Raw genomic sequence first — 17,792 nt, 5'->3', positions numbered from 1 at the left:
TCAACCTCACAAATCACTGTGAGGTAGTTTGACCTACATTTTCTTATCTGTGTAATGTCTAGTAAGCTGGGGTCTTACCAGCTTTTCATTGGGCGTTGATATGCGTGCGACAAAATTTACAGTAAGGATGTAATTTGCAAATTAGACATTTAGAAGAGTTTGATCATAAAGATCTTCATAGTATTTATAGCTTTCCTGAGGTGATGGCAAACACTTCACAGCTTCCTTTCTTGAGTTCTTCGCAAGTTTCAAGTTTATTCACAGCATCAAATCAGTACACTTTAGTAGCTGAAATTGACGACAAAGTGGTTGGGCATGTAACGCTATTCCTAACGAATAAAGCCCGTGACAAGCACACAGCATCTATTGCGATCGCAGTTCACCCTGAAAGCCATGGCAAAGGTGTTGGAAAGGCATTGATGCACGAAGCGATCAATCAATCTGACAACTGGCTAAACCTAGTTCGTGTAGAGTTAGAGGTGCATGCTGATAATATTTCGGCAAAAGCCCTATACGAAAAGGTTGGTTTTGAAACCGAGGGAATTAAGCGTTTAAGTACGTTCAAAAATGGTCGGTACATAGATATGGTTCTTATGTCGAGAATCAGTCCAGCGTTCGAGATGAACGCATAACAAGAGCCTTTAAGACACTTTTTCTAATCCAACGTACCTTAAAAGTTACAATATCTCTAAAACACTTTTGTCCAAATACGAGTTTCAAAGTCGTACCTGGACTGTAAACGAATCAGTTCAAAAATGCCGATAAAATCCTTTGTCTAAAGTTTCCAAAGTAAAGATCTTCATTCAGTAAAGAAGGTAGCTCTACAGTAGAGCCCCTTCTATTTTCCCAAACGATTTCATTCTCTACAGCGATAGGAGTCAAACCGTTTCGCTCACTCCGCTGGCACTCTGACTTTGAAGCAGGGTTCTCGCAAGCTGCAAAATTGATATCATGCTTAACCAACATGCAAGCTTCTGGAATATCCTGCTCAATTCTTTCAGCAAACCCAATCAAACTCTCTTCAGCAAAAGTATACAACCACGCTTCTTGGTTGGGGGAATCATTGATTCTTAAAATTCGCCCGAGCACTTGCCTGAAGTACAGTTCCGTTTTTACCGAACTCATATGACAGCAAACCTGCAGCCTTGGAATATCCGTTCCTTCACTGATCATCCCAACACTGACTATCCACTGAACCTTTGAGTGACGAAAAGACTCAATTTCGTGTAACGGATTATCGTGATGATAAGTCACGATGCATGCTGATTGATTAAAGTGCTCAACAAGTCGCTTTTGAATGTCTTTGGCATGCTTAATAGAAGATGCGACCACCAAGCCTCCAGCACTTGGGGATTCTTGCCTTATCTGTGCTAGCTTTTGGCAACCACTATTCAATATGTAATTCATAGCGTCTTCGTTGTGGATGACGCTTTGATAAGAGACATCGGATTGTTTAAGGCAATCAAGAATTGAAGCGAAGTGTTGATTGTCACTGCCAGCCTTAACGCTCAGGTGTTCATTATCTATTAAAACGATTTTAGGGTGGCGGCATACCTTATCTTCAACGGCCTGTTGCAAGCCGTATTGGTAATCGCAAACAACCTTGCCATCAGGATCTGAATACTCAGCCATGACAATCGGTAGTCGATCAGAACGCCAAGGAGTACCCGATAGCGCCAGAGTATAACGAGCAAAGCCTTGGATCTTACTGACAATTTCTAGCCCCCATGAGTTTGACCGCCCCTCATCATCAAATGAACAATGGTGGATCTCATCAAATACCACTAGTACTCGATACTTACTGACGGTGCTCCAAAAGTTTTCATCCAAAAAACGGATGGATTGATAGGTGTAAGAGCCCCCAAGAGAACCCAAACCTCCATTAAAGGAACATTCGAGCTTCCATGAAAAGGTCTTTTGCATCCCTTCCGCAACAGTCAGTGAAGGAGAGAAACACAGTACTAAGTCAATCATGCCTATTTCAAATAACCGACTCGCAACCTCGGCGGCCATAACAGTTTTACCCGATCCAGGAGTCGCTTGGCAGAAGAAGTGTGAATGCATGTTTGAAGTGAATTTCTCGACAGCTTGAGCTGCACACTCGGCTTGCCATGCTCTTAACATTGAGGAGCCTTACTTTGGGCAACTTGCATCCAGTTGGTTAGTGCATTAATTCTGCCTAATAGCTTGGCTGAGCGTTCTCTTGCTGCATTAAATAGCGGCTGCATATCTTGCTTGTTGCTTGGAAAACGCGTTAACAACGATTGGTATTCCTCAATCTCGCCCAAAGTAATCGCCAGTTCGCCTTCATGATGTTTCTTCTCTTGCTCTAGTGCATTTAGAAAGCACTCTGGAGTCTGAATAGCTATTGAATCGACCTTAGCTTTCTTATTTCGCCCCGATCTAGGCTCAATTGTAAGCGCTTTGAATTCGCTAGTTTGATGGTAGCGCTTGTCTCTTCGAGACCCAATGACAGAAAGCCAGCCTTTCTCCTCAAATGATAGAAGTTGCTTATAAACATACTTTCGAGCGTCGTCCTTGCTCGGAAAGGTTGAAGCACCGTTTAGCAAAGCATCCCTAGCTTCTGTGACGGAGAAATTATCCATCCCTTTTTCAATCAATAGGTTAAACATATGAGGGTTAATTCTGGTTACTTTCTTCATGTGACTCTTACATGCAATAAAAACTTAGGATTGCTAAGTATACAAAAATCAGTAAAACTTAGACAATCTAAGTTATCTAAAGGTTGAAAAGAAATGTGTAAGTGCAAAAAGACAACCCCATCCCAGCGAGGCTCAAAGCTGCGCGTAAAAAAGCCAAGATCACCCAAAAAGATTTAGGGGTGAAAATTGGTATGGAGCAGAGTTCTGCTAGCGGTCGTATGAATCATTACGAGAAAGGCAGACATGTACCCGATATTGGTACGCTTGAACGTATGGCTGAAGAGTTAGGTGTTCCCTTGAACTACTTTTTCTGTAGGAACGAATTGAGCGCTGAGTTAGCGTGCGCCATTGATAAGATGAGTGATGAAGAGAAGGCGGTGTTGCTGGAAAAACTAGCGTCTCAATGATTTGGTTATCAACATCGCAGTTTTATACTTTCAGGCTACTTGTACTTAACAACGTACTCAGCGGTAATGCATCTGTAAATCGGGGGGTGAGAATCCTATCCTCTGCTGTAATTGCTCTCGTATTGTACGCTGAACCTTTATCTATTTGCTCTAATATCACCTGTTCTAATGAACATTCAAATGGGTTCTCCAAATAGGGGAATTTCAGTATGAATGTCCTAGATAGTACTTCTTTATTCAACGTACTTTTGTTCTCTTTAAAGCTCATTATCATGGCATCTTTCAAAAAGTGCTTGAGCCTTCGACACTCTCCACGACACATTGAAAACAAAGGATATAGAATTTCATTCTTAGTCAGTATTGGCGTTTGCTCGTAGCCCATTCTAGAGGCTAGTCCAGCCACAAATCTAGCAAAGTGTTTCTTTTGTTTAGCATCAATACTGTATTGAGTGTTGATATTTTTCGCGTCACTTTCAACCTGAAGCAATTTAAAATAATTGATTTCTCTGCGCCAACTCAATCGAGAGTTCCACTGCGGCTCCTTCGCGATAACATCAGCATAAGGCATTCCAACCAATACAAAGGATACACCGGCTTCCTCACTGATATATTTAAATGTATTAGCGATGGTTTGTCTTTCATCCGCAGTCGAAAACTCCACAAGCTCTTGAATCTCATTAACAATAATGAGCTCGACAGATTTACGTTTTAACTGAGTTACCACTCCTTCAGCAAGTGCAATTTCATTCCTCTTTCGTACTGAACGTCCTCCTGATTTTGAGTCCAGATCAACGAGAAATTGAGTCAGAGTATTTTGTTCATTTACTCGGCTAGGAATTCGGGTACTTAGGACTGTTTGCTTGGACCAACTCGTTCCTGTATTGAAGCGTGAAAGGTAGTTATTGATCAAAGCGGTTTTTCCACTTCCCGATTCGCCTGTTAATAGGAATGACTCAGGTTCACCGCCTAGTAATTGATTAAAGCGAAGTTGGTCAAATATCGAATAGATCTCCGTAATTTCGGGGTACTCAATAAAACAATTATCGTAGGCTTTCAATTGTTCACACTGCATGGAAGTAAAATTCACGATTAGTAGCCCTCTATCTCTTCAAGATCATCATCGTCCAATGATAGTTGAGTACTAACAACGTTTAATGCTGAATTACTGCTTTCAGTTTTTCTAACGATTGAGCCAGGTCCTTCCGTGCCAACATCTCTGTATTTTGCAATCTTAGAAGTGTTCCCTGTTTTAGGTTGGGTGAGCTTTTTGTTTTTAGAAATACGCATTCTCTCAGCTTCCCCTTCAATAAGAGCTTCCATATAGAGATAGGTATCGGCTAAAGACTCTTCATTGACGAGGCTTCGGGTATTCAACCTGCGCACTCTTTGAATTCGCTCATGTTCGAACAACGAAAGTCCATTGGTATACCCACTGTTATCAACCGCTGGGACTTTTATGTATTTCTTTTCTGATTCAAGAAAAACGTAGATAGCGCTTATGTCCGACGGATCGGTTTTTGTCCTGACGAAGAGTTTCCCTTGTGAATTAACCGAATTGTATTTTCGATACTCTATGAGCTCATCCGATTGATAGCGCAAATTGTGCAACCTTATCCCAGCGATCCCTATCGTCCGGTGCCTTAACAACCCCAACTCAATACGTAACTCGGCCGCAGCTTGCCCTTGGTAGAAATTTGGAAGCCATTTCGATTCATTCCACTTATGATAAGGGACATTCCTTTCTCGACTATCAGAGTCCATGTGATAACGGTCGATAACCCATTTATGTATTAACTCCATAAATACAGAAACTCTAACGGCAGACTCTTTTTTAGGGTCGTAATCTTTAAGCTGAGTGGGATTTGTGAATGTTTTTCCAGGCAGAGCGTTAACCAACCCCTTGTTTAGTAGATCAAATAACTTTTCTATACCGGTCTTTCTCCACGGTTTGGCAGCTTGGCTGTATTGAATATCCGACACCAAAGGTCTCAAAGAGTCCTCTAGGCTATCACTCCAAAACTCTGCACCATTATCAACGACCAGATAGTCTATTTTTCCATGACATGGCCAATCGTTTATTATTGAAGGATATTTTTCGCTTACCCAGCGCTTGTCTAGCAAAGTACTTAATAGTGCTTTTCTGACGGAATCAAAACTAGGCTCTCTAAAGTTAACGCTGAAGCCGACGATGCACTTACTAAACCTGTCATAGAGCATGGTTAGATATGGGCGGCCTAATGGAATATCCAATTCATCATCAATCAGTATGACAGGGACTGGAGTATGGTCAATTTCAACGTACTCCATCGGTTTCGTCGCCTCTATTTGCTGGCCTACAGAACGAAATTCTCTATCTGCATATCGCTCTCCATACCTTTCCACTGCAACATCATAGGGTGGTAAACTATTCACTCTGTCATAAAATGCTCTTTGGCTAATTCGCTTGATTTTGCCTTCGACTATTTCTTGATTGGCTTTAATTACTCGGCTTTTGTAATAGCGGTAAGCCTCTGCAACGCTTAAACGCTCTTTAGTCAGGTATTTTTTTTCAATCGCTTCATCAATGAGCGACTGTGAATCTGTATGAAAGGTTCTATTTCCTTTTTGGGCGTGTTTAGGAATGAGCGAAAGAACGGCTCTCCCTGATTCAAAATACATTTTCTTCCAGCCGGCAAGAACTCGCCAACTCGGTGGAGATAGCCCTAGCTCTTGTTCAACCTGATTTAAAATCGGTACAAGATTTTTTTTTGTCCACCCACCTTTTAGACGTTTTTCAGTAAATTGAATGACTTTAAGACGTCGTAATGCTTCTTGTTGAGTTTTTACAGGATAGGTATCAATGGAAGGGAGATACGATTTATCTTCTTCAAATAAATCACTCGGTATTTGGGTTACTAATTCCGCTTCGTTGGCAGAAGCTTCCATTTCATCAATGAAACCAAAAACGTCATCAAAATCTGACGTCATACCTAACACCAAACGTAGCTATTCAAACCAAAATCAGAGCTTTTAATATCAGTCTTAACTCTCCCTGACGATAGCCAGCAGAGTGTTGATATCAGAGTTTCATGCTCAGACAGTCCTAAGTGATCGGAGATTTCGCGTAATTGTACTTTCTGTCTACGTTGTATAAATCCGAGAACAGACTTTTGCGCTTTAGTGATGGTATGCAAACCAGAGTAACGATGTAACAGCTTTAAGTTACTAAATATTGGGTCAATACGAATTTGTTTCTCTGTCACTAAAACAAGGCGTTTTCCTTGTTCTTCTAGTGCTACTCGCTGTTTTTCAGCAAATCGGAGCCTGAAGTCTGGTTTTAAAATCTGGCTTGAGTGCTTAACCTCAATAAGAGTAGATTGGTCGTTATGATTATCGGCTAAAAAATCTGGCGTATAACGACACTTGCGACCATTAAAATAGTAATAAAAACCGTGTGGTTGAGATATGAACCCTTTAACATCAGGGTTATATTCGAGATGGAAACAAAAATCGAACTCTAAAACAGAGAGAGTGCGGACAACAGCATCATTTTTCAAGCTCATGAACTTGCAGATATTGTGAACGTGAGAGGATTTTTTGGTTTGGTCGAACATAGTGCGCATCACTTTTGTTGTAAACCTACAACAAAAAATAGACTATGCTGACTTATAGTGCAAATTTGCTAACTTCTTTGCAATTTATGCTAAGTTAGTTTGCAAACATCAGAAGGGTGGAAGCCCCAGCCACATCCCGGCACACACGTCGCCTGCTGCGGCTGCTCCCTTCCAGGCCTGACCGAGTTCACAAGTTAGTGTTGCGGGAGGACCAGAGCCTCCATAGATTCTTTTCTAAGAGGCTTACCTCAAAGAGTGATTGGATTATTAAGCATCGCGGCAACCATTGCAAGCACAAAGCGACTCTTTTTAAACAAATGTGGTTCAAGTGATTACCCTTTACTCAACACACAGTAAAACTGTCGGATAAAGCATCACCTTTGTCTTTTTTTCATAACACATTCATTCAAGTTGCCAGTGCTTAGCTCTGTTCAGGAGAAACGACATTACCAACTCACAACTAGAGGTCGGCGTCTTCGTTCTCTTCCGTTCGAAGAATGTAGTCTGTCATCCACGCAGTGCCCAGCAAGCATAACCACACCACAAATACCGGGCTAGGCACTTCGATGCTTGGGCTGATCACCAGAGCAGCAAAGCCAGCCGTCGGCAATGTCCAACACAGTAACTTGTTCCAGCGGAAGGTCTTCAAGCGAGTCAACGCTTCCATCGAAGCCATAATGCCCGTAACGCACAAGGCAACTAAAGCGGCATAAGGCAAATCGGCGACCCATAATGGAAGGATCAAGATAAGTGACCACCAGCTGTGTCGGCTGACAGGTTTAAGGTGATTTGCAGCCCACCAGATGACCATAATCGATAAGGTTTGCACTAGGGTTACCCAAGCGGATCCATCCAGCTTTCCGGCGGATTGCGTGACCATGATCCCCACTTGTAAGGTCGTGACAATCAAACCGGATATGATCACGACCGATAGGCTACTGCGCTTTGAAAAAACCACCATCAGCAGCGGGAAGAGCACCCAGACACTGACTGAAAGCGTAATAGGTTGCAGGGGTAAGGTTAAACCATAAGCTGTCATCGACGCGAGCAAAGCTAATCCTGCAATGCCGCCTTGAGGTAAAATCCACAGTGCCGGGATCACCATTGCAAGCACAGGGATGTCCCCGCCGCTTAAACTGATTGCTCTCGCACAAACAACCGCCAATAATGTGGTTATCAAGAACTGAAACGTTGAAAATACCATAGCCATCTCCTTCTACCGATCCGTGGTATTAATGAACTAGGAACAATTAGTATGGACCAATTTTTGACCCAAATCTTTGCAGTGATCCACCAAATTCCATATGGAAAAGTCACAACTTATGGAGACATAGCACGTTTTTCAGGATTTCCTGGCTACGCACGCCATGTTGGAAAAGCATTGGGCAATTTACCGGAAGGCAGCAAGCTACCTTGGTATCGGGTGATCAACAGTAAAGGGGAGATCTCTTTGAAGGGAGATTCGTTTGATCGCCAAAAGCAGCACCTGCTCGAAGAAGGGATTAAAGTCAGCGACACTGGTAAAGTAAAACTCCGGATATACAAATGGCAGCCCTAGAGCTGCCATCAATCACTTATTCACTAGCCAAGTTGCGTTAAAGAACAAACCTTAACAATGGCACCCAAATCTAAATTAACGAACGCCGACCAAGCGCAGGTCTACGTGTTGAGTGTTTTCAACGTCGGTAATGACAGAGCGAATAGTGTCGGTCGTGAAACGAAGTTGACCGTCAACATGAATTGTTGCACGTAGATTATAGCGGTGAGTTGCGTTGATCTTGTCGTCGTCGTAGCCAAGTTCGAATGCGAACGGAACTTGCTTACCATCTGTTGTGAATTCTTGAGTCGCAATAACTTGCGATGGGGCATCAGCCAGTGACACATCTTCCAATGTCACAGTGACAACGGCATTATCTGGCAATGCAATTCTTTCACGATAAGCGACCGTGCCAGAAATCACTTGTGTGTACTGTGCTACCGCTTCTTGAGAAGCATTCGCTCCTGTTGTTGCTTGACAACCCACAAGTAAGCCAAACGAGACCAAAGACGTGATTAGAATTAGAGCCTTTTTCATATTTAATTTCTCTCAACATGCTTGCCGGACTCGACAAATCTAACGACAATTATAAGAAAGCTTTGATATTCTGTCTTGAAACCCTATGATTTATTGACAGATATTTAACTGAGTTAAGCGATTAGCGCACTAATCTAACACTCATTTTACGAAGAGGTATGCGGGCGATGAGTCAACCTTTACAAGAATTACTGAGTTTACTTCAGCTAGAAAAGCTAGAAGAAGGTTTATTCCGAGGGCAAAGCGAGAACCTAGGTCTGCCGCAAGTGTACGGCGGTCAGGTATTAGGACAAGCGCTATCCGCTGCTCGCTATACCGTACAAGATGACCGAAGTGTCCACTCATTCCATAGTTACTTTCTATTTCCCGGCGATCCTGAAAAACCAATCATTTACGATGTTGAAAACCTAAGAGATGGGCGCAGCTTCAGTACGCGTCGCGTGAAGGCGATTCAAAACGGTCGCCCGATTTTCTACCTCACCGCATCTTATCATGGCGATGAGCCTGGGTTTGAACACCAAAATGCAATGCCAGATATCCCAGGGCCTGAAAATTTCGTCTCTGAAACCGAACTCGCTAGCCACATCGCCGAATTTTTACCTGAAAAGATGCGTAGAGCTTTCTGCAGTGAAAAGCCGATTGAAATGCGCCCTGTCACGGTTGTTAACCCACTTCAACCGAGAAAAACCGAGGCGAAACAATATCTTTGGGTGAGAGCCAATGGTGCGCTACCAGGCAATCACTTAATTCACCAATATCTGCTGGCGTATGCGTCAGATTGGGGATTTTTGGTGACGGCATTACACCCGCATGAAGTCTCGCTAATGACACCAAAATTCCAAGTCGCGACGATTGATCACTCTATCTGGTTCCACCGTCCCTTTAAAATGGATGAGTGGCTCCTGTATGCGATTGAAAGCCCGACGGCAGCGAATACGCGAGGCCTTGTTCGTGGCGAGATATTTAACCAACAAGGTGAATTAGTCGCAACTGCAGTTCAAGAAGGCGTCATGCGTTTTACCAAATAACCAGTAAACGCTTAGCAAGTCGTGAGTAGGAAATAACCAAATGAAAAAGGGGCTAGGTGTGATACCTAGCCCCTTTGATTTCAATATTTTTTAGGTTGAGACAACACTGCGATAGCCGCCATTGGCCACTTAATCCAAAACTATCCTCTGCTCTGCTTCGAGCACTCTATTTTGCTTAGAGACCTCTAATCTTCTTCGAGTATAAAAGTAGACTCACCTTGAACTCGCGTTTTAATACCATCGCCCGCATCGCGCAACAGATTAAATGGTGACAGCACCACACCTTTCACGGCCCCTTCGGCAGCCCCCTGAGCCAAGGCTTTACTCTTATCGACTAGTACATTGGCTTGTACCAAAATAGCTGGTACTTCGGCTCTGAGCATTTCCGATTCAGTAACGATCGCCGGAATGGTTTGCTCGCGGTAAGACTGGCTCTCAACCAGTATCGGCGGCATCACATCCACACGGTATCGCTCCAGCTCGGTCAAGGTTGCAGGTATGACATCGGTTCTAACCAACCTTACCTCGGTTGTCACGCTTTTTACTTCTTCTAAAATGGCGGGGATCTTACTGTCGACTGATGAGGCGGTGTGATTCACTTGTTCGATGGTTTTTCGAACCTCTTCAACGGTCTCTAACACTTGTGGTGCCAACTCATCCACATGCTCTGCAAAGACTAACCATTCTTCAACTTTCAAACCTTTAGTCAGTATTGATAAGTCTTCGATAACCTGCGGGTACGTATCGACGATTTCTCCAACTTTATTGGTAAACGAATAGAGGGTGTAACCTAAGTAAAAAATGGCCACAGCCAACACCAATTGGATAGCGGTTGATACTTTTGCAAACATGAAAAATCCTTTTCTTGATCGATTCCTAGCTTATTTTTGACTCGCTCTCGCGTATTAATTATCAGCTCTAAGTTTCGCTGGTTCTATGAACCTTTACTTGACTAACATGAAACAAAACTAGCTGTAAAACAAGCATTAAAGCGGTAGTGCAGTAGTGTACTTCAATGGCTCCATGGCAAAAGTGGACGTCACGTTGGAGATTCCATCGATGCTGTTGACCAAGCGTTTGTAAAAATCATCAAAGCACTTCATGTCTTTGACCTGTACCTTCATCATATAGTCATACTCGCCCGCCATACGATAGAACTCCATCACCTCAGGAAATTCCGACACCGTACTCACAAACCGTCCATACCATTCATGCGAGTGGTCACTGGTTTTGACCAATACGAATGCCGTAAAGGAAAGATCGAGTTTTTCGGGATTCAATAACGCGACTCTTTTCTCAATAATACCATTATCTTCAAGACGCTTAAGTCTTTTCCAACAAGGGGTTGTGGTGAGATTGACCGCTTCAGAAATGTCATTCAGTGACAGCGTGCTGTCTTGTTGCAGTAATCCTAAGATTTTTTTATCTATGGCATCTATCAAAATTTCACCAAAATTCATTTAAATAGAATTATTTTCTACAATTCAAGCAAATCAAAGCAAATATGGCAAAGTTTTTCTCTTTGAATGCCGCTAAATTATCCCTATTCCTATTACAACAAATTCCGACTCAAGATCAGGAGAACGTCGATGTGTACAGATCACCAATGGATTAACAATGCGATTCGTAAAATTGAAGCCGATTACCAACGCTCTGCGGATACGCACCTCATCAAGCTTGAGCTACCCAGCGTGCAAGGCATTGATATTTACCTTAAAGATGAAAGTACCCACCCGACAGGATCATTAAAGCACCGTTTAGCACGTTCTCTTTTCCTCTATGCTATTTGTAATGGTTGGGTTGGCCCAGAAACCACGATCATTGAATCGTCTTCGGGTAGCACTGCGGTTTCTGAAGCCTACTTTGCACGGTTACTTGGCCTTCCGTTTATCGCAGTCATGCCCAAACGCACTGCGAAGAAAAAGATAGAGCAGATTGAATTCTATGGCGGCAAAGCGCATCTGGTTGATCGCTCTGACCAAATCTACGCTGAATCGCACCGCTTAGCGCAGGAGCTTAATGGTCACTACATGGATCAATTTACTTACGCAGAACGAGCGACTGACTGGCGCGGAAACAACAACATCGCCAACTCGATTTTCAACCAAATGCAGATGGAAGATCACCCTATCCCAACTTGGGTGGTCATGAGTCCGGGCACCGGGGGCACTTCGGCGACCATTGGCCGTTTCATCCGCTACCAACAGCATCAAACCAAATTGTGTGTGGTCGATCCTGAACACTCGGTATTCCATGAATTTTTCACCACGGGGAATGCTACTGTAACCAGTGAAACATTCAGCAAAATTGAAGGCATTGGCCGCCCGCGAGCCGAGCCAAGCTTCATTGCTGGTGTGATAGATGAGATGCGTAAAATCCCAGATGCCGCCAGTATCGCCACCACACATTGGCTGTCTGATATGCTTGGCCGCAAGGTTGGCGCATCAACTGGCACTAATATGTATGGTGTACTTCAGCTGGCAAGCGAGATGAAAGCGCGTGGCGAAACGGGATCTATCGTGACGCTACTGTGTGACAGTGGTGAGCGTTATCTCGACACCTATTTCAATGATGAGTGGGTCAGCCACAATATTGGAGATCTCCAGCCCTTCGCTGCACAGCTAGAAGCGTTCACGAAAACGGGTGAGCTTGCTTAAGTCCTACGCGAACCGGGCTAGTCTGATATGCTCAAAATGAAAGAGCCCATCAAGGGCTCTTTTATTCTATTAATCAATCACTAACGAGAAAGATCACTCTGGCTTTTGCTTCGCTTCGAACGCCGCAAGCTGAGCTGGCGTAGCTTTTGGTTGGTGGTTTTGTTTCCACTCATCATAAGTCATGCCGTATACGCGCTCACGTGCGTCATCGATATCTAAGTCTAGGCCTTGTTGTTCTGCTTCCGCTTTGTACCACTTACTAAAACAGTTACGGCAGAAACCCGCCAAGATCATCAGGTCAATATTCTGCACATCTTTGTTATTGTCGAGGTGTGCTAACAGTCGGCGAAAGGCTGCTGCATCGAGCTTATCTTGCTGTTCTTGAGAAAGATTTTTGTATTTGAATTCAGCCACTTTACTTTCCTTCATTCGATTAATTTTATTATATTCATTCATTGAGCTCTGTTTGTTATACAAAAAAAACCTGCGATTCGCTAGGAGCAAATGCAGGCTTTTCAATAAGCTTAGATTATTTCAACGTATTAACCGTGAGAGGCTCGTCCCACATTGTCATGGCTGAGCTGTTTGTTTAGCTCCGCTTCGACGTGGCCTGGCGCACGAGTGGTCCCTGAAATCAGTCGATACATCGCTGGAATAACGAACAGCGTCACCAAGGTCGCAAAGCCCATACCAAAGAAGATCACCGTACCCACAGCCACGCGGCTTTCGTAACCCGCGCCCGTCGAGATGATCAATGGGATCGCACCCGCCAGCGTCGTAAACGCGGTCATCATGATAGGACGTAAGCGTCGCGCTGCCGCATCAATGATCGCTTTTTCAAACTCAATGCCACGATCGCGAAGTTGGTTGGCAAACTCAACGATCAAGATGCCGTTCTTGGTCACCATACCGATCAGCATGATCATGCCAATCTGGCTGTATACGTTGAGCCCTTGACTCATGAATACCAAGCCTAAGAAGCCGCCAAAGATCCCCATCGGAACAGTGAACATCACCACCAGCGGGTTAATGAAGCTCTCGAACTGCGCTGCCAAAACCAAATACGCAACTAGCATCGCTAACGCAAACACCACTAAGATGCTCGACTGGTTCTCTTTGAAGTCTTTTGACTCGCCCGAGTAGCTCACGGAGATATCGCCCGGAAGATGCTCAATGGCTTGCTCATCAAGGAAATCAAGAGCATCACCCAACGTGTAGCCTTCCATGAGGTTTGCTTTGACGGTGACCGATTTTTGCTTATTGTAGTGCGATAAACGGATCGCTGAAGCCACTTCTTCAATATCGGTCAGGGTATCGAGCGTCACCAATTCACCCGACTGAGTTCGCATGTAGATTTGGCTTAAATCGTTCGCGTTGTTGAAGCTGTTTTCGTCACCACGCAAGTAAACATCGTACTCTTCACCACGCTCAACGAACGTGGTTTCACTGCGGCCGCCGAGCATGATTTCTAGCGTATCTGAAATGTCTGAAACACTCACACCAAGCTCTGCTGCACGCTGCTTGTCAACCGAGACCAATAGCTCTGGCGTTTTCTCAGAGTAATCGATATCCGCGCCTTCCATCATTGGCGAATCTTCCGCTGCTTGCTTTAACAGCTCCCCCCATTTTTGAAGCTCGGTGTAATCCGACCCGCCTAAAACGAATTGAACCGGCTCACTTGAACCACCTTTAAAGCCAGGCATGAAGGGGAAAACGCGCACATCAGGAATATCACCTAAAGACTTACGAACTTCGTTCAAGGCTTGCTGCGCGGTAACATCACGTTCATCCCAATCATCCAAGATCATGATAACGAAGCCGGTTTGGTCGCCCGCATTACCACCAAAGGCTGGTGACTGAATACTGAATGATTTCAAGAAACCTTGACCAAGCAGAGGCATTAGGCGCTCTTCAACAAGCTCCATGTTGGCCGACATACGGTTGTAACTGGTGGCATCTGCACCACGCACAAACGCAAAGATTACGCCTCGGTCTTCTTGTGGCGTCAATTGTGAAGGCACTTGTTGCATCAAGCCATAGCTGCCACCCATACACGCAATAATGATGACCGGTGCCGCCCAACGCCAACCTAACGCACGGCCCAGCGCGCTCCGATAGCCTTGCTCTAACTTACCGAAAACACGCTCAACAAAGAGGTTAAAGCGGTTCGGTTTAACATTGCCTTTTAGAATTTTACTGCCGAGCACCGGCGTTAAGGTTAATGCGACGATGGATGAGAAGATCACCGACATTGCCAGCAATACCGAGAATTCTGTAAACAGTAGGCCTACCATGCCATCCATGAACGAAATTGGCAGGAATACCATCACCAATACCAGCGTGGTCGCGATAACCGCAAAGCCGACTTCACGAGTTCCTTTATAAGCAGCAAGCAGTGGCGATTCACCACGCTCGATATGGTGGAAAATATTTTCAACCACCACGATGGCGTCATCAACAACCAAACCGATAGACAGGATCAATGCCATCAAGGTGATAAGGTTGATCGAGAATCCGAAATAGTACGCAGCAATAAACGATGAAATCAACGAAACCGGAACCGTCACTGCTGGGATCAACGTAGCGCGGGCTTGACCAATAAAGATGTAGAGTACGAGGATAACCAAGCCACCGGTAATAAACAGTGTGCTATATACCTCAGAGATAGAACGGTCGATAAACACCGTTGAATCGTAATCAACTGCTAGGCGCGTACCATCAGGCAAGAACTTTTGAACCGCCTCCACTTCTTTGTGGACTAGGTCAGCGACCTCAAGCGGGTTCGCATCTGATTGAGGCACGATACCCATGCTAACGTTAACGATGCCGTCACTCTTGAACGTTGAGTTCTCGTTTTCAGCGCCAATGTAAACATCCGCTACGTCTTTCAAGTAGATAGGTGTGTTATCAGAGGCTCGTTTAACTACTAAGTACTCAAAATCTTGAGCTTCGGCGTACGAGCGCGCGGTACGAACCGACATCACAATCGCATCGTTACGTACTTCACCACCTGGGCTTTCAATGTTCTCACTCTTTAGTGCCGCAGTAATATCAGCAGCCGTCACACCGCGACCCGCCATCAACGCAGGCTTGAGCTTCACATACATCACCTTGTATAAGCCGCCCGAGATATCGACTGAGCTCACACCAGAGATCAAACTGAAGCGATCAATCAACACACGTTCGGTGTAATCGGTTAGCTGTGTTCGGTCCATCTCCGTCGAACTTAGGTTGATATAAACCGAGGCTTCACCGCTACCGTTGTTTTTATAAACAATCGGATCGTCGGCTTCATCGGGTAATGAGCGCTGGGCACGAGCCACCGCATCACGCACATCACTGACACCGGTATTGAGGTCATAACCGAGTTCAAAGGTGATGGTGATACGCGACATGCCGTTGCGCGTTGTGGATTCGATTTCATCGATGCCACTGATGCCGGACAGCTGGTCTTCAAGGTTGGAGGTGATTTGACTCTCAATAATGGTTGCAGACGCGCCTTCATATCGAGTCGTGATCGATACCACAGGGTTTTCAATATCGGGCATCTCGCGCACGGCAAGCTTACTGAAAGAGACAATACCAAACACAACCAATAGCAGGCTCAATACGATAGCCGCTACTGGTCTCTTTACAGAAACATCAGATAACAACATTAGTTAGCACCTTCTTGTGCTGGCTTATCGAGAGTATCCGGAGTTGGACGCTCATCACCTAGCTCTTGAACTAATATGCCATCTCGCATGTTAACAATGCCCTGCACCACGATCTTCTGACCAACCTCAATGCCCTTTTCGATCACAACTTCGTTATCGATACGTGCGCCAAGGAAAACTTCAGTACGAGTCGCTTTATTGTCTTCACCAATCACGTAAACAAAGCGTTTAGTGCCTGAGTATTCCAACGCTTGTACAGGGACGATCGGTGCTTCAACCGGCGGGAAGTCCATATCAGCCGCCACTAACATGCCTGGCTTTAGGTAATCATTATTGTTATCAAAGTGAATTCGAACTCGCAAGTTCAAGGTTTCTGCATTGATACGAGAATCAATGCCAACTACTGTTCCGGTAAATTGAGTATCACCCCACGCGCTAGTGCGAGCGGTGACTTTCATACCTTTTGATAACATAGAAAGGTAGCGTTCTGGGATCTGCAGGTCTAACTGCATCACAGATAGATCATCTAGAGTCACCAGTTCAGTTCCTGATGTCACCATTTTGCCTCGGCTAAAGTCGATAAAGCCGACCGTGCCAGAGAAAGGCGCACTGATATGAAGATCTTTTAAGTTGGCATTTGCCGCAGCCAAACGAGCATTCGCAATCTCAACATTGGTCTTCTGTGCATCGATTTCCGTTTGAGTGATCGCATTACGCTTCACCAAGCGTTCAAACTCGGCAAGCTTACGCTGCTCATCTTTTAGGTAGGCTTTGGCTTCTGAAACTGCGGCTTTGGCTTTGTCATCATCGAGTTTCACCAACATCTGACCTTTGGTGACTTCTTGATTAGCTTTGACGTTAATAGAATCGACTCTGCCCGCCACTTCAGAGGTGATCATCACAGATTGTTCGGCTTCTAACTTACCGACCAAAGAAAGAGATTGGCTAACTTGGTGGATATCAACCTGTTCAGTAATAACAGTGACAGTACTAGGACCTTTGCGTTTTGCTAATACGGCTGGAGAAGCCATAAAAATAGACAAGCTAAGCAGGGTTAAAATAGATCTATGCTTCATAATAATGGTCTGCAAGTAAGATTAAACATCTATAAATGAAATTAACCGTATTCTATCAACTGATGGATGCTGTAACGTCAAGAATTGTAAATCTAGATCAAATTCTACTAACGTTTTTTCACTCACGCGCCCGTCTCAACAAAATATAGAAAACCAACGGCCTCAAGGGACTAACTAGACGTACGTAAACGTCGACAACAATGTTCACTTCCCGAGCAATATGCATACTTTTCGCCATCTTTGCCCAAAAAGGCAGCATTCAACACAAAACCATAAGAAAAACGCTTTACAGGTTAAACGGGTTTGCTATGATGCGCTCCGCACTTGAGAGATGCGTTGGGAAAAACATCTCTTTAGCCTATCCATTATGAGTTAGGAAAAAACACCCTGGAGGGGTTCCCGAGTGGCCAAAGGGAGCAGACTGTAAATCTGCCGGCTCCGCCTTCGATGGTTCGAATCCGTCTCCCTCCACCATATTCTTCTTACCTCTTTTAAGAGTTAAGAGAACAACCTAGTTGATGGGCTTATGGGAAAACATCAATTTAGGCTTACTTTGTGAAAAGTAAGACACACCCTGGAGGGGTTCCCGAGTGGCCAAAGGGAGCAGACTGTAAATCTGCCGGCACTGCCTTCGATGG

General features: G+C 44.5%; 17 protein-coding genes, 1 tRNA gene and 1 other RNA gene. 6 read left to right on the top strand and 13 right to left on the bottom strand.

The genetic code is table 11. From position 1 onward, the window contains the following. The first annotated feature begins 134 nt into the window (after nt 1–134). Nucleotides 135–632 carry a GNAT family N-acetyltransferase gene (locus tag Q1A70_RS11890; protein ID WP_299691265.1) on the top strand — a complete coding sequence of 166 codons (498 nt, stop codon included), beginning with the start codon at nt 135–137 and terminating at the stop codon, nt 630–632. 112 nt (nt 633–744) lie between these two features. Here the strand turns inward: Q1A70_RS11890 and Q1A70_RS11885 are convergent, their stop codons facing one another. Both Q1A70_RS11885 and Q1A70_RS11880 read right to left on the bottom strand, forming a co-directional pair. Then, on the bottom strand, nt 745–2,124 hold the full coding sequence (locus Q1A70_RS11885; protein ID WP_299691268.1) for a DEAD/DEAH box helicase family protein: 1,380 nt from the start codon (nt 2,122–2,124) through the stop codon (nt 745–747). Beyond that, nucleotides 2,118–2,663, bottom strand: a complete 546-nt coding sequence (locus Q1A70_RS11880) for a hypothetical protein (RefSeq protein ID WP_299691271.1) — start codon at nt 2,661–2,663, stop codon at nt 2,118–2,120. Before Q1A70_RS11880 ends, Q1A70_RS11885 begins: the two co-directional genes overlap by 7 nt. Nucleotides 2,664–2,764: 101 nt before the next feature. On the opposite strand from Q1A70_RS11880, the gene Q1A70_RS11875 reads away from it, so the two are divergent. Further along, complete coding sequence (locus tag Q1A70_RS11875) at nt 2,765–3,070, top strand: helix-turn-helix transcriptional regulator (protein WP_299691274.1); 306 nt, start codon at nt 2,765–2,767, stop codon at nt 3,068–3,070. Between the two features lie 22 nt (nt 3,071–3,092). Here Q1A70_RS11875 and Q1A70_RS11870 read toward each other — a convergent pair whose 3' ends face one another. From Q1A70_RS11870 to Q1A70_RS11850, 5 genes are all read right to left on the bottom strand, one after another. Continuing rightward, on the bottom strand, nt 3,093–4,142 hold the full coding sequence (locus tag Q1A70_RS11870) for a TniB family NTP-binding protein (protein WP_299691313.1): 1,050 nt from the start codon (nt 4,140–4,142) through the stop codon (nt 3,093–3,095). A gap of 17 nt (nt 4,143–4,159) precedes the next feature. Then, on the bottom strand, nt 4,160–6,037 hold the full coding sequence (locus Q1A70_RS11865) for a Mu transposase C-terminal domain-containing protein (RefSeq protein ID WP_299691277.1): 1,878 nt from the start codon (nt 6,035–6,037) through the stop codon (nt 4,160–4,162). Between the two features lie 2 nt (nt 6,038–6,039). Further along, on the bottom strand, nt 6,040–6,663 hold the full coding sequence (locus Q1A70_RS11860) for a TnsA endonuclease N-terminal domain-containing protein (RefSeq protein WP_299691280.1): 624 nt from the start codon (nt 6,661–6,663) through the stop codon (nt 6,040–6,042). Between the two features lie 120 nt (nt 6,664–6,783). Continuing rightward, nucleotides 6,784–6,880: signal recognition particle sRNA small type (ffs, locus tag Q1A70_RS11855), an RNA gene on the bottom strand. Nucleotides 6,881–7,123: 243 nt separating this feature from the next. Beyond that, on the bottom strand, nt 7,124–7,867 hold the full coding sequence (locus tag Q1A70_RS11850) for a hypothetical protein (RefSeq protein ID WP_299691284.1): 744 nt from the start codon (nt 7,865–7,867) through the stop codon (nt 7,124–7,126). Between the two features lie 51 nt (nt 7,868–7,918). Between Q1A70_RS11850 and Q1A70_RS11845 the strand changes: the two genes are divergently transcribed. Next, the gene (locus Q1A70_RS11845; RefSeq protein ID WP_299691287.1) at nt 7,919–8,221 is read left to right on the top strand and encodes an MGMT family protein; all 303 of its coding nucleotides are present in this window, start codon (nt 7,919–7,921) and stop codon (nt 8,219–8,221) included. Between the two features lie 75 nt (nt 8,222–8,296). Here the strand turns inward: Q1A70_RS11845 and Q1A70_RS11840 are convergent, their stop codons facing one another. Continuing rightward, nucleotides 8,297–8,737 carry a YbaY family lipoprotein gene (locus Q1A70_RS11840; RefSeq protein WP_299691290.1) on the bottom strand — a complete coding sequence of 147 codons (441 nt, stop codon included), beginning with the start codon at nt 8,735–8,737 and terminating at the stop codon, nt 8,297–8,299. A gap of 167 nt (nt 8,738–8,904) precedes the next feature. Here Q1A70_RS11840 and tesB point away from each other — a divergent pair, with 167 nt between their 5' ends. After that, a complete protein-coding gene (tesB, locus tag Q1A70_RS11835; RefSeq protein WP_299691292.1) occupies nt 8,905–9,765 on the top strand; it encodes an acyl-CoA thioesterase II in 861 nt (286 codons plus the stop codon). 185 nt (nt 9,766–9,950) lie between these two features. Here the strand turns inward: tesB and Q1A70_RS11830 are convergent, their stop codons facing one another. Next, nucleotides 9,951–10,616, bottom strand: coding sequence for a hypothetical protein (locus Q1A70_RS11830; protein WP_299691295.1), 666 nt, complete (start codon nt 10,614–10,616; stop codon nt 9,951–9,953). 135 nt (nt 10,617–10,751) lie between these two features. Next, on the bottom strand, nt 10,752–11,225 hold the full coding sequence (locus tag Q1A70_RS11825) for an Lrp/AsnC family transcriptional regulator (RefSeq protein ID WP_299691298.1): 474 nt from the start codon (nt 11,223–11,225) through the stop codon (nt 10,752–10,754). Nucleotides 11,226–11,354: 129 nt separating this feature from the next. Between Q1A70_RS11825 and Q1A70_RS11820 the strand changes: the two genes are divergently transcribed. Next, complete coding sequence (locus tag Q1A70_RS11820) at nt 11,355–12,422, top strand: PLP-dependent cysteine synthase family protein (RefSeq protein ID WP_299691301.1); 1,068 nt, start codon at nt 11,355–11,357, stop codon at nt 12,420–12,422. Nucleotides 12,423–12,515: 93 nt separating this feature from the next. On the opposite strand, the gene Q1A70_RS11815 is transcribed toward Q1A70_RS11820, so the two are convergent. The 3 genes from Q1A70_RS11815 to Q1A70_RS11805 form a co-directional block, all read right to left on the bottom strand. Then, entirely contained in the window at nt 12,516–12,836 is a 321-nt protein-coding gene (locus Q1A70_RS11815) for a DUF1244 domain-containing protein (protein ID WP_299691304.1), read from the bottom strand. A 128-nt stretch (nt 12,837–12,964) separates the two neighbouring features. Next, nucleotides 12,965–16,078: a vibriobactin export RND transporter permease subunit VexH gene (gene vexH, locus Q1A70_RS11810; protein ID WP_299691307.1), complete on the bottom strand. Its 3,114-nt coding sequence runs from the start codon at nt 16,076–16,078 to the stop codon at nt 12,965–12,967. After that, nucleotides 16,078–17,154 (bottom strand): efflux RND transporter periplasmic adaptor subunit, encoded by a 1,077-nt coding sequence (locus tag Q1A70_RS11805; protein ID WP_299691310.1) that lies wholly within the window; start codon nt 17,152–17,154, stop codon nt 16,078–16,080. Before Q1A70_RS11805 ends, vexH begins: the two co-directional genes overlap by 1 nt. Before the next feature lie 389 nt (nt 17,155–17,543). Between Q1A70_RS11805 and Q1A70_RS11800 the strand changes: the two genes are divergently transcribed. Continuing rightward, nucleotides 17,544–17,628, top strand: a tRNA-Tyr gene (locus Q1A70_RS11800). Nucleotides 17,629–17,792: the final 164 nt, after the last annotated feature.

It is taken from the genome of uncultured Vibrio sp., from assembly GCF_947488985.1.
GTDB lineage: Bacteria > Pseudomonadota > Gammaproteobacteria > Enterobacterales > Vibrionaceae > Vibrio.
Note: the sequence above shows the minus strand (reverse complement) of the source record. Positions and strands in the feature narration are given on the sequence as shown.

What these genes read in the sequence shown, in the direction of transcription:
- Q1A70_RS11885 (WP_299691268.1), bottom strand. Translation starts at nt 2,124, where the DNA reads ATGTTAAGAGCATGGCAAGCCGAGTGTGCAGCTCAAGCTGTCGAGAAA.
- Q1A70_RS11880 (WP_299691271.1), bottom strand. Translation starts at nt 2,663, where the DNA reads ATGAAGAAAGTAACCAGAATTAACCCTCATATGTTTAACCTATTGATT.
- Q1A70_RS11870 (WP_299691313.1), bottom strand. Translation starts at nt 4,142, where the DNA reads ATGCAGTGTGAACAATTGAAAGCCTACGATAATTGTTTTATTGAGTAC.
- Q1A70_RS11865 (WP_299691277.1), bottom strand. Translation starts at nt 6,037, where the DNA reads ATGACGTCAGATTTTGATGACGTTTTTGGTTTCATTGATGAAATGGAA.
- Q1A70_RS11860 (WP_299691280.1), bottom strand. Translation starts at nt 6,663, where the DNA reads ATGTTCGACCAAACCAAAAAATCCTCTCACGTTCACAATATCTGCAAG.
- Q1A70_RS11850 (WP_299691284.1), bottom strand. Translation starts at nt 7,867, where the DNA reads ATGGTATTTTCAACGTTTCAGTTCTTGATAACCACATTATTGGCGGTT.
- Q1A70_RS11845 (WP_299691287.1), top strand. Translation starts at nt 7,919, where the DNA reads ATGGACCAATTTTTGACCCAAATCTTTGCAGTGATCCACCAAATTCCA.
- Q1A70_RS11840 (WP_299691290.1), bottom strand. Translation starts at nt 8,737, where the DNA reads ATGAAAAAGGCTCTAATTCTAATCACGTCTTTGGTCTCGTTTGGCTTA.
- tesB (WP_299691292.1), top strand. Translation starts at nt 8,905, where the DNA reads ATGAGTCAACCTTTACAAGAATTACTGAGTTTACTTCAGCTAGAAAAG.
- Q1A70_RS11830 (WP_299691295.1), bottom strand. Translation starts at nt 10,616, where the DNA reads ATGTTTGCAAAAGTATCAACCGCTATCCAATTGGTGTTGGCTGTGGCC.
- Q1A70_RS11825 (WP_299691298.1), bottom strand. Translation starts at nt 11,225, where the DNA reads ATGAATTTTGGTGAAATTTTGATAGATGCCATAGATAAAAAAATCTTA.
- Q1A70_RS11820 (WP_299691301.1), top strand. Translation starts at nt 11,355, where the DNA reads ATGTGTACAGATCACCAATGGATTAACAATGCGATTCGTAAAATTGAA.
- vexH (WP_299691307.1), bottom strand. Translation starts at nt 16,078, where the DNA reads ATGTTGTTATCTGATGTTTCTGTAAAGAGACCAGTAGCGGCTATCGTA.
- Q1A70_RS11805 (WP_299691310.1), bottom strand. Translation starts at nt 17,154, where the DNA reads ATGAAGCATAGATCTATTTTAACCCTGCTTAGCTTGTCTATTTTTATG.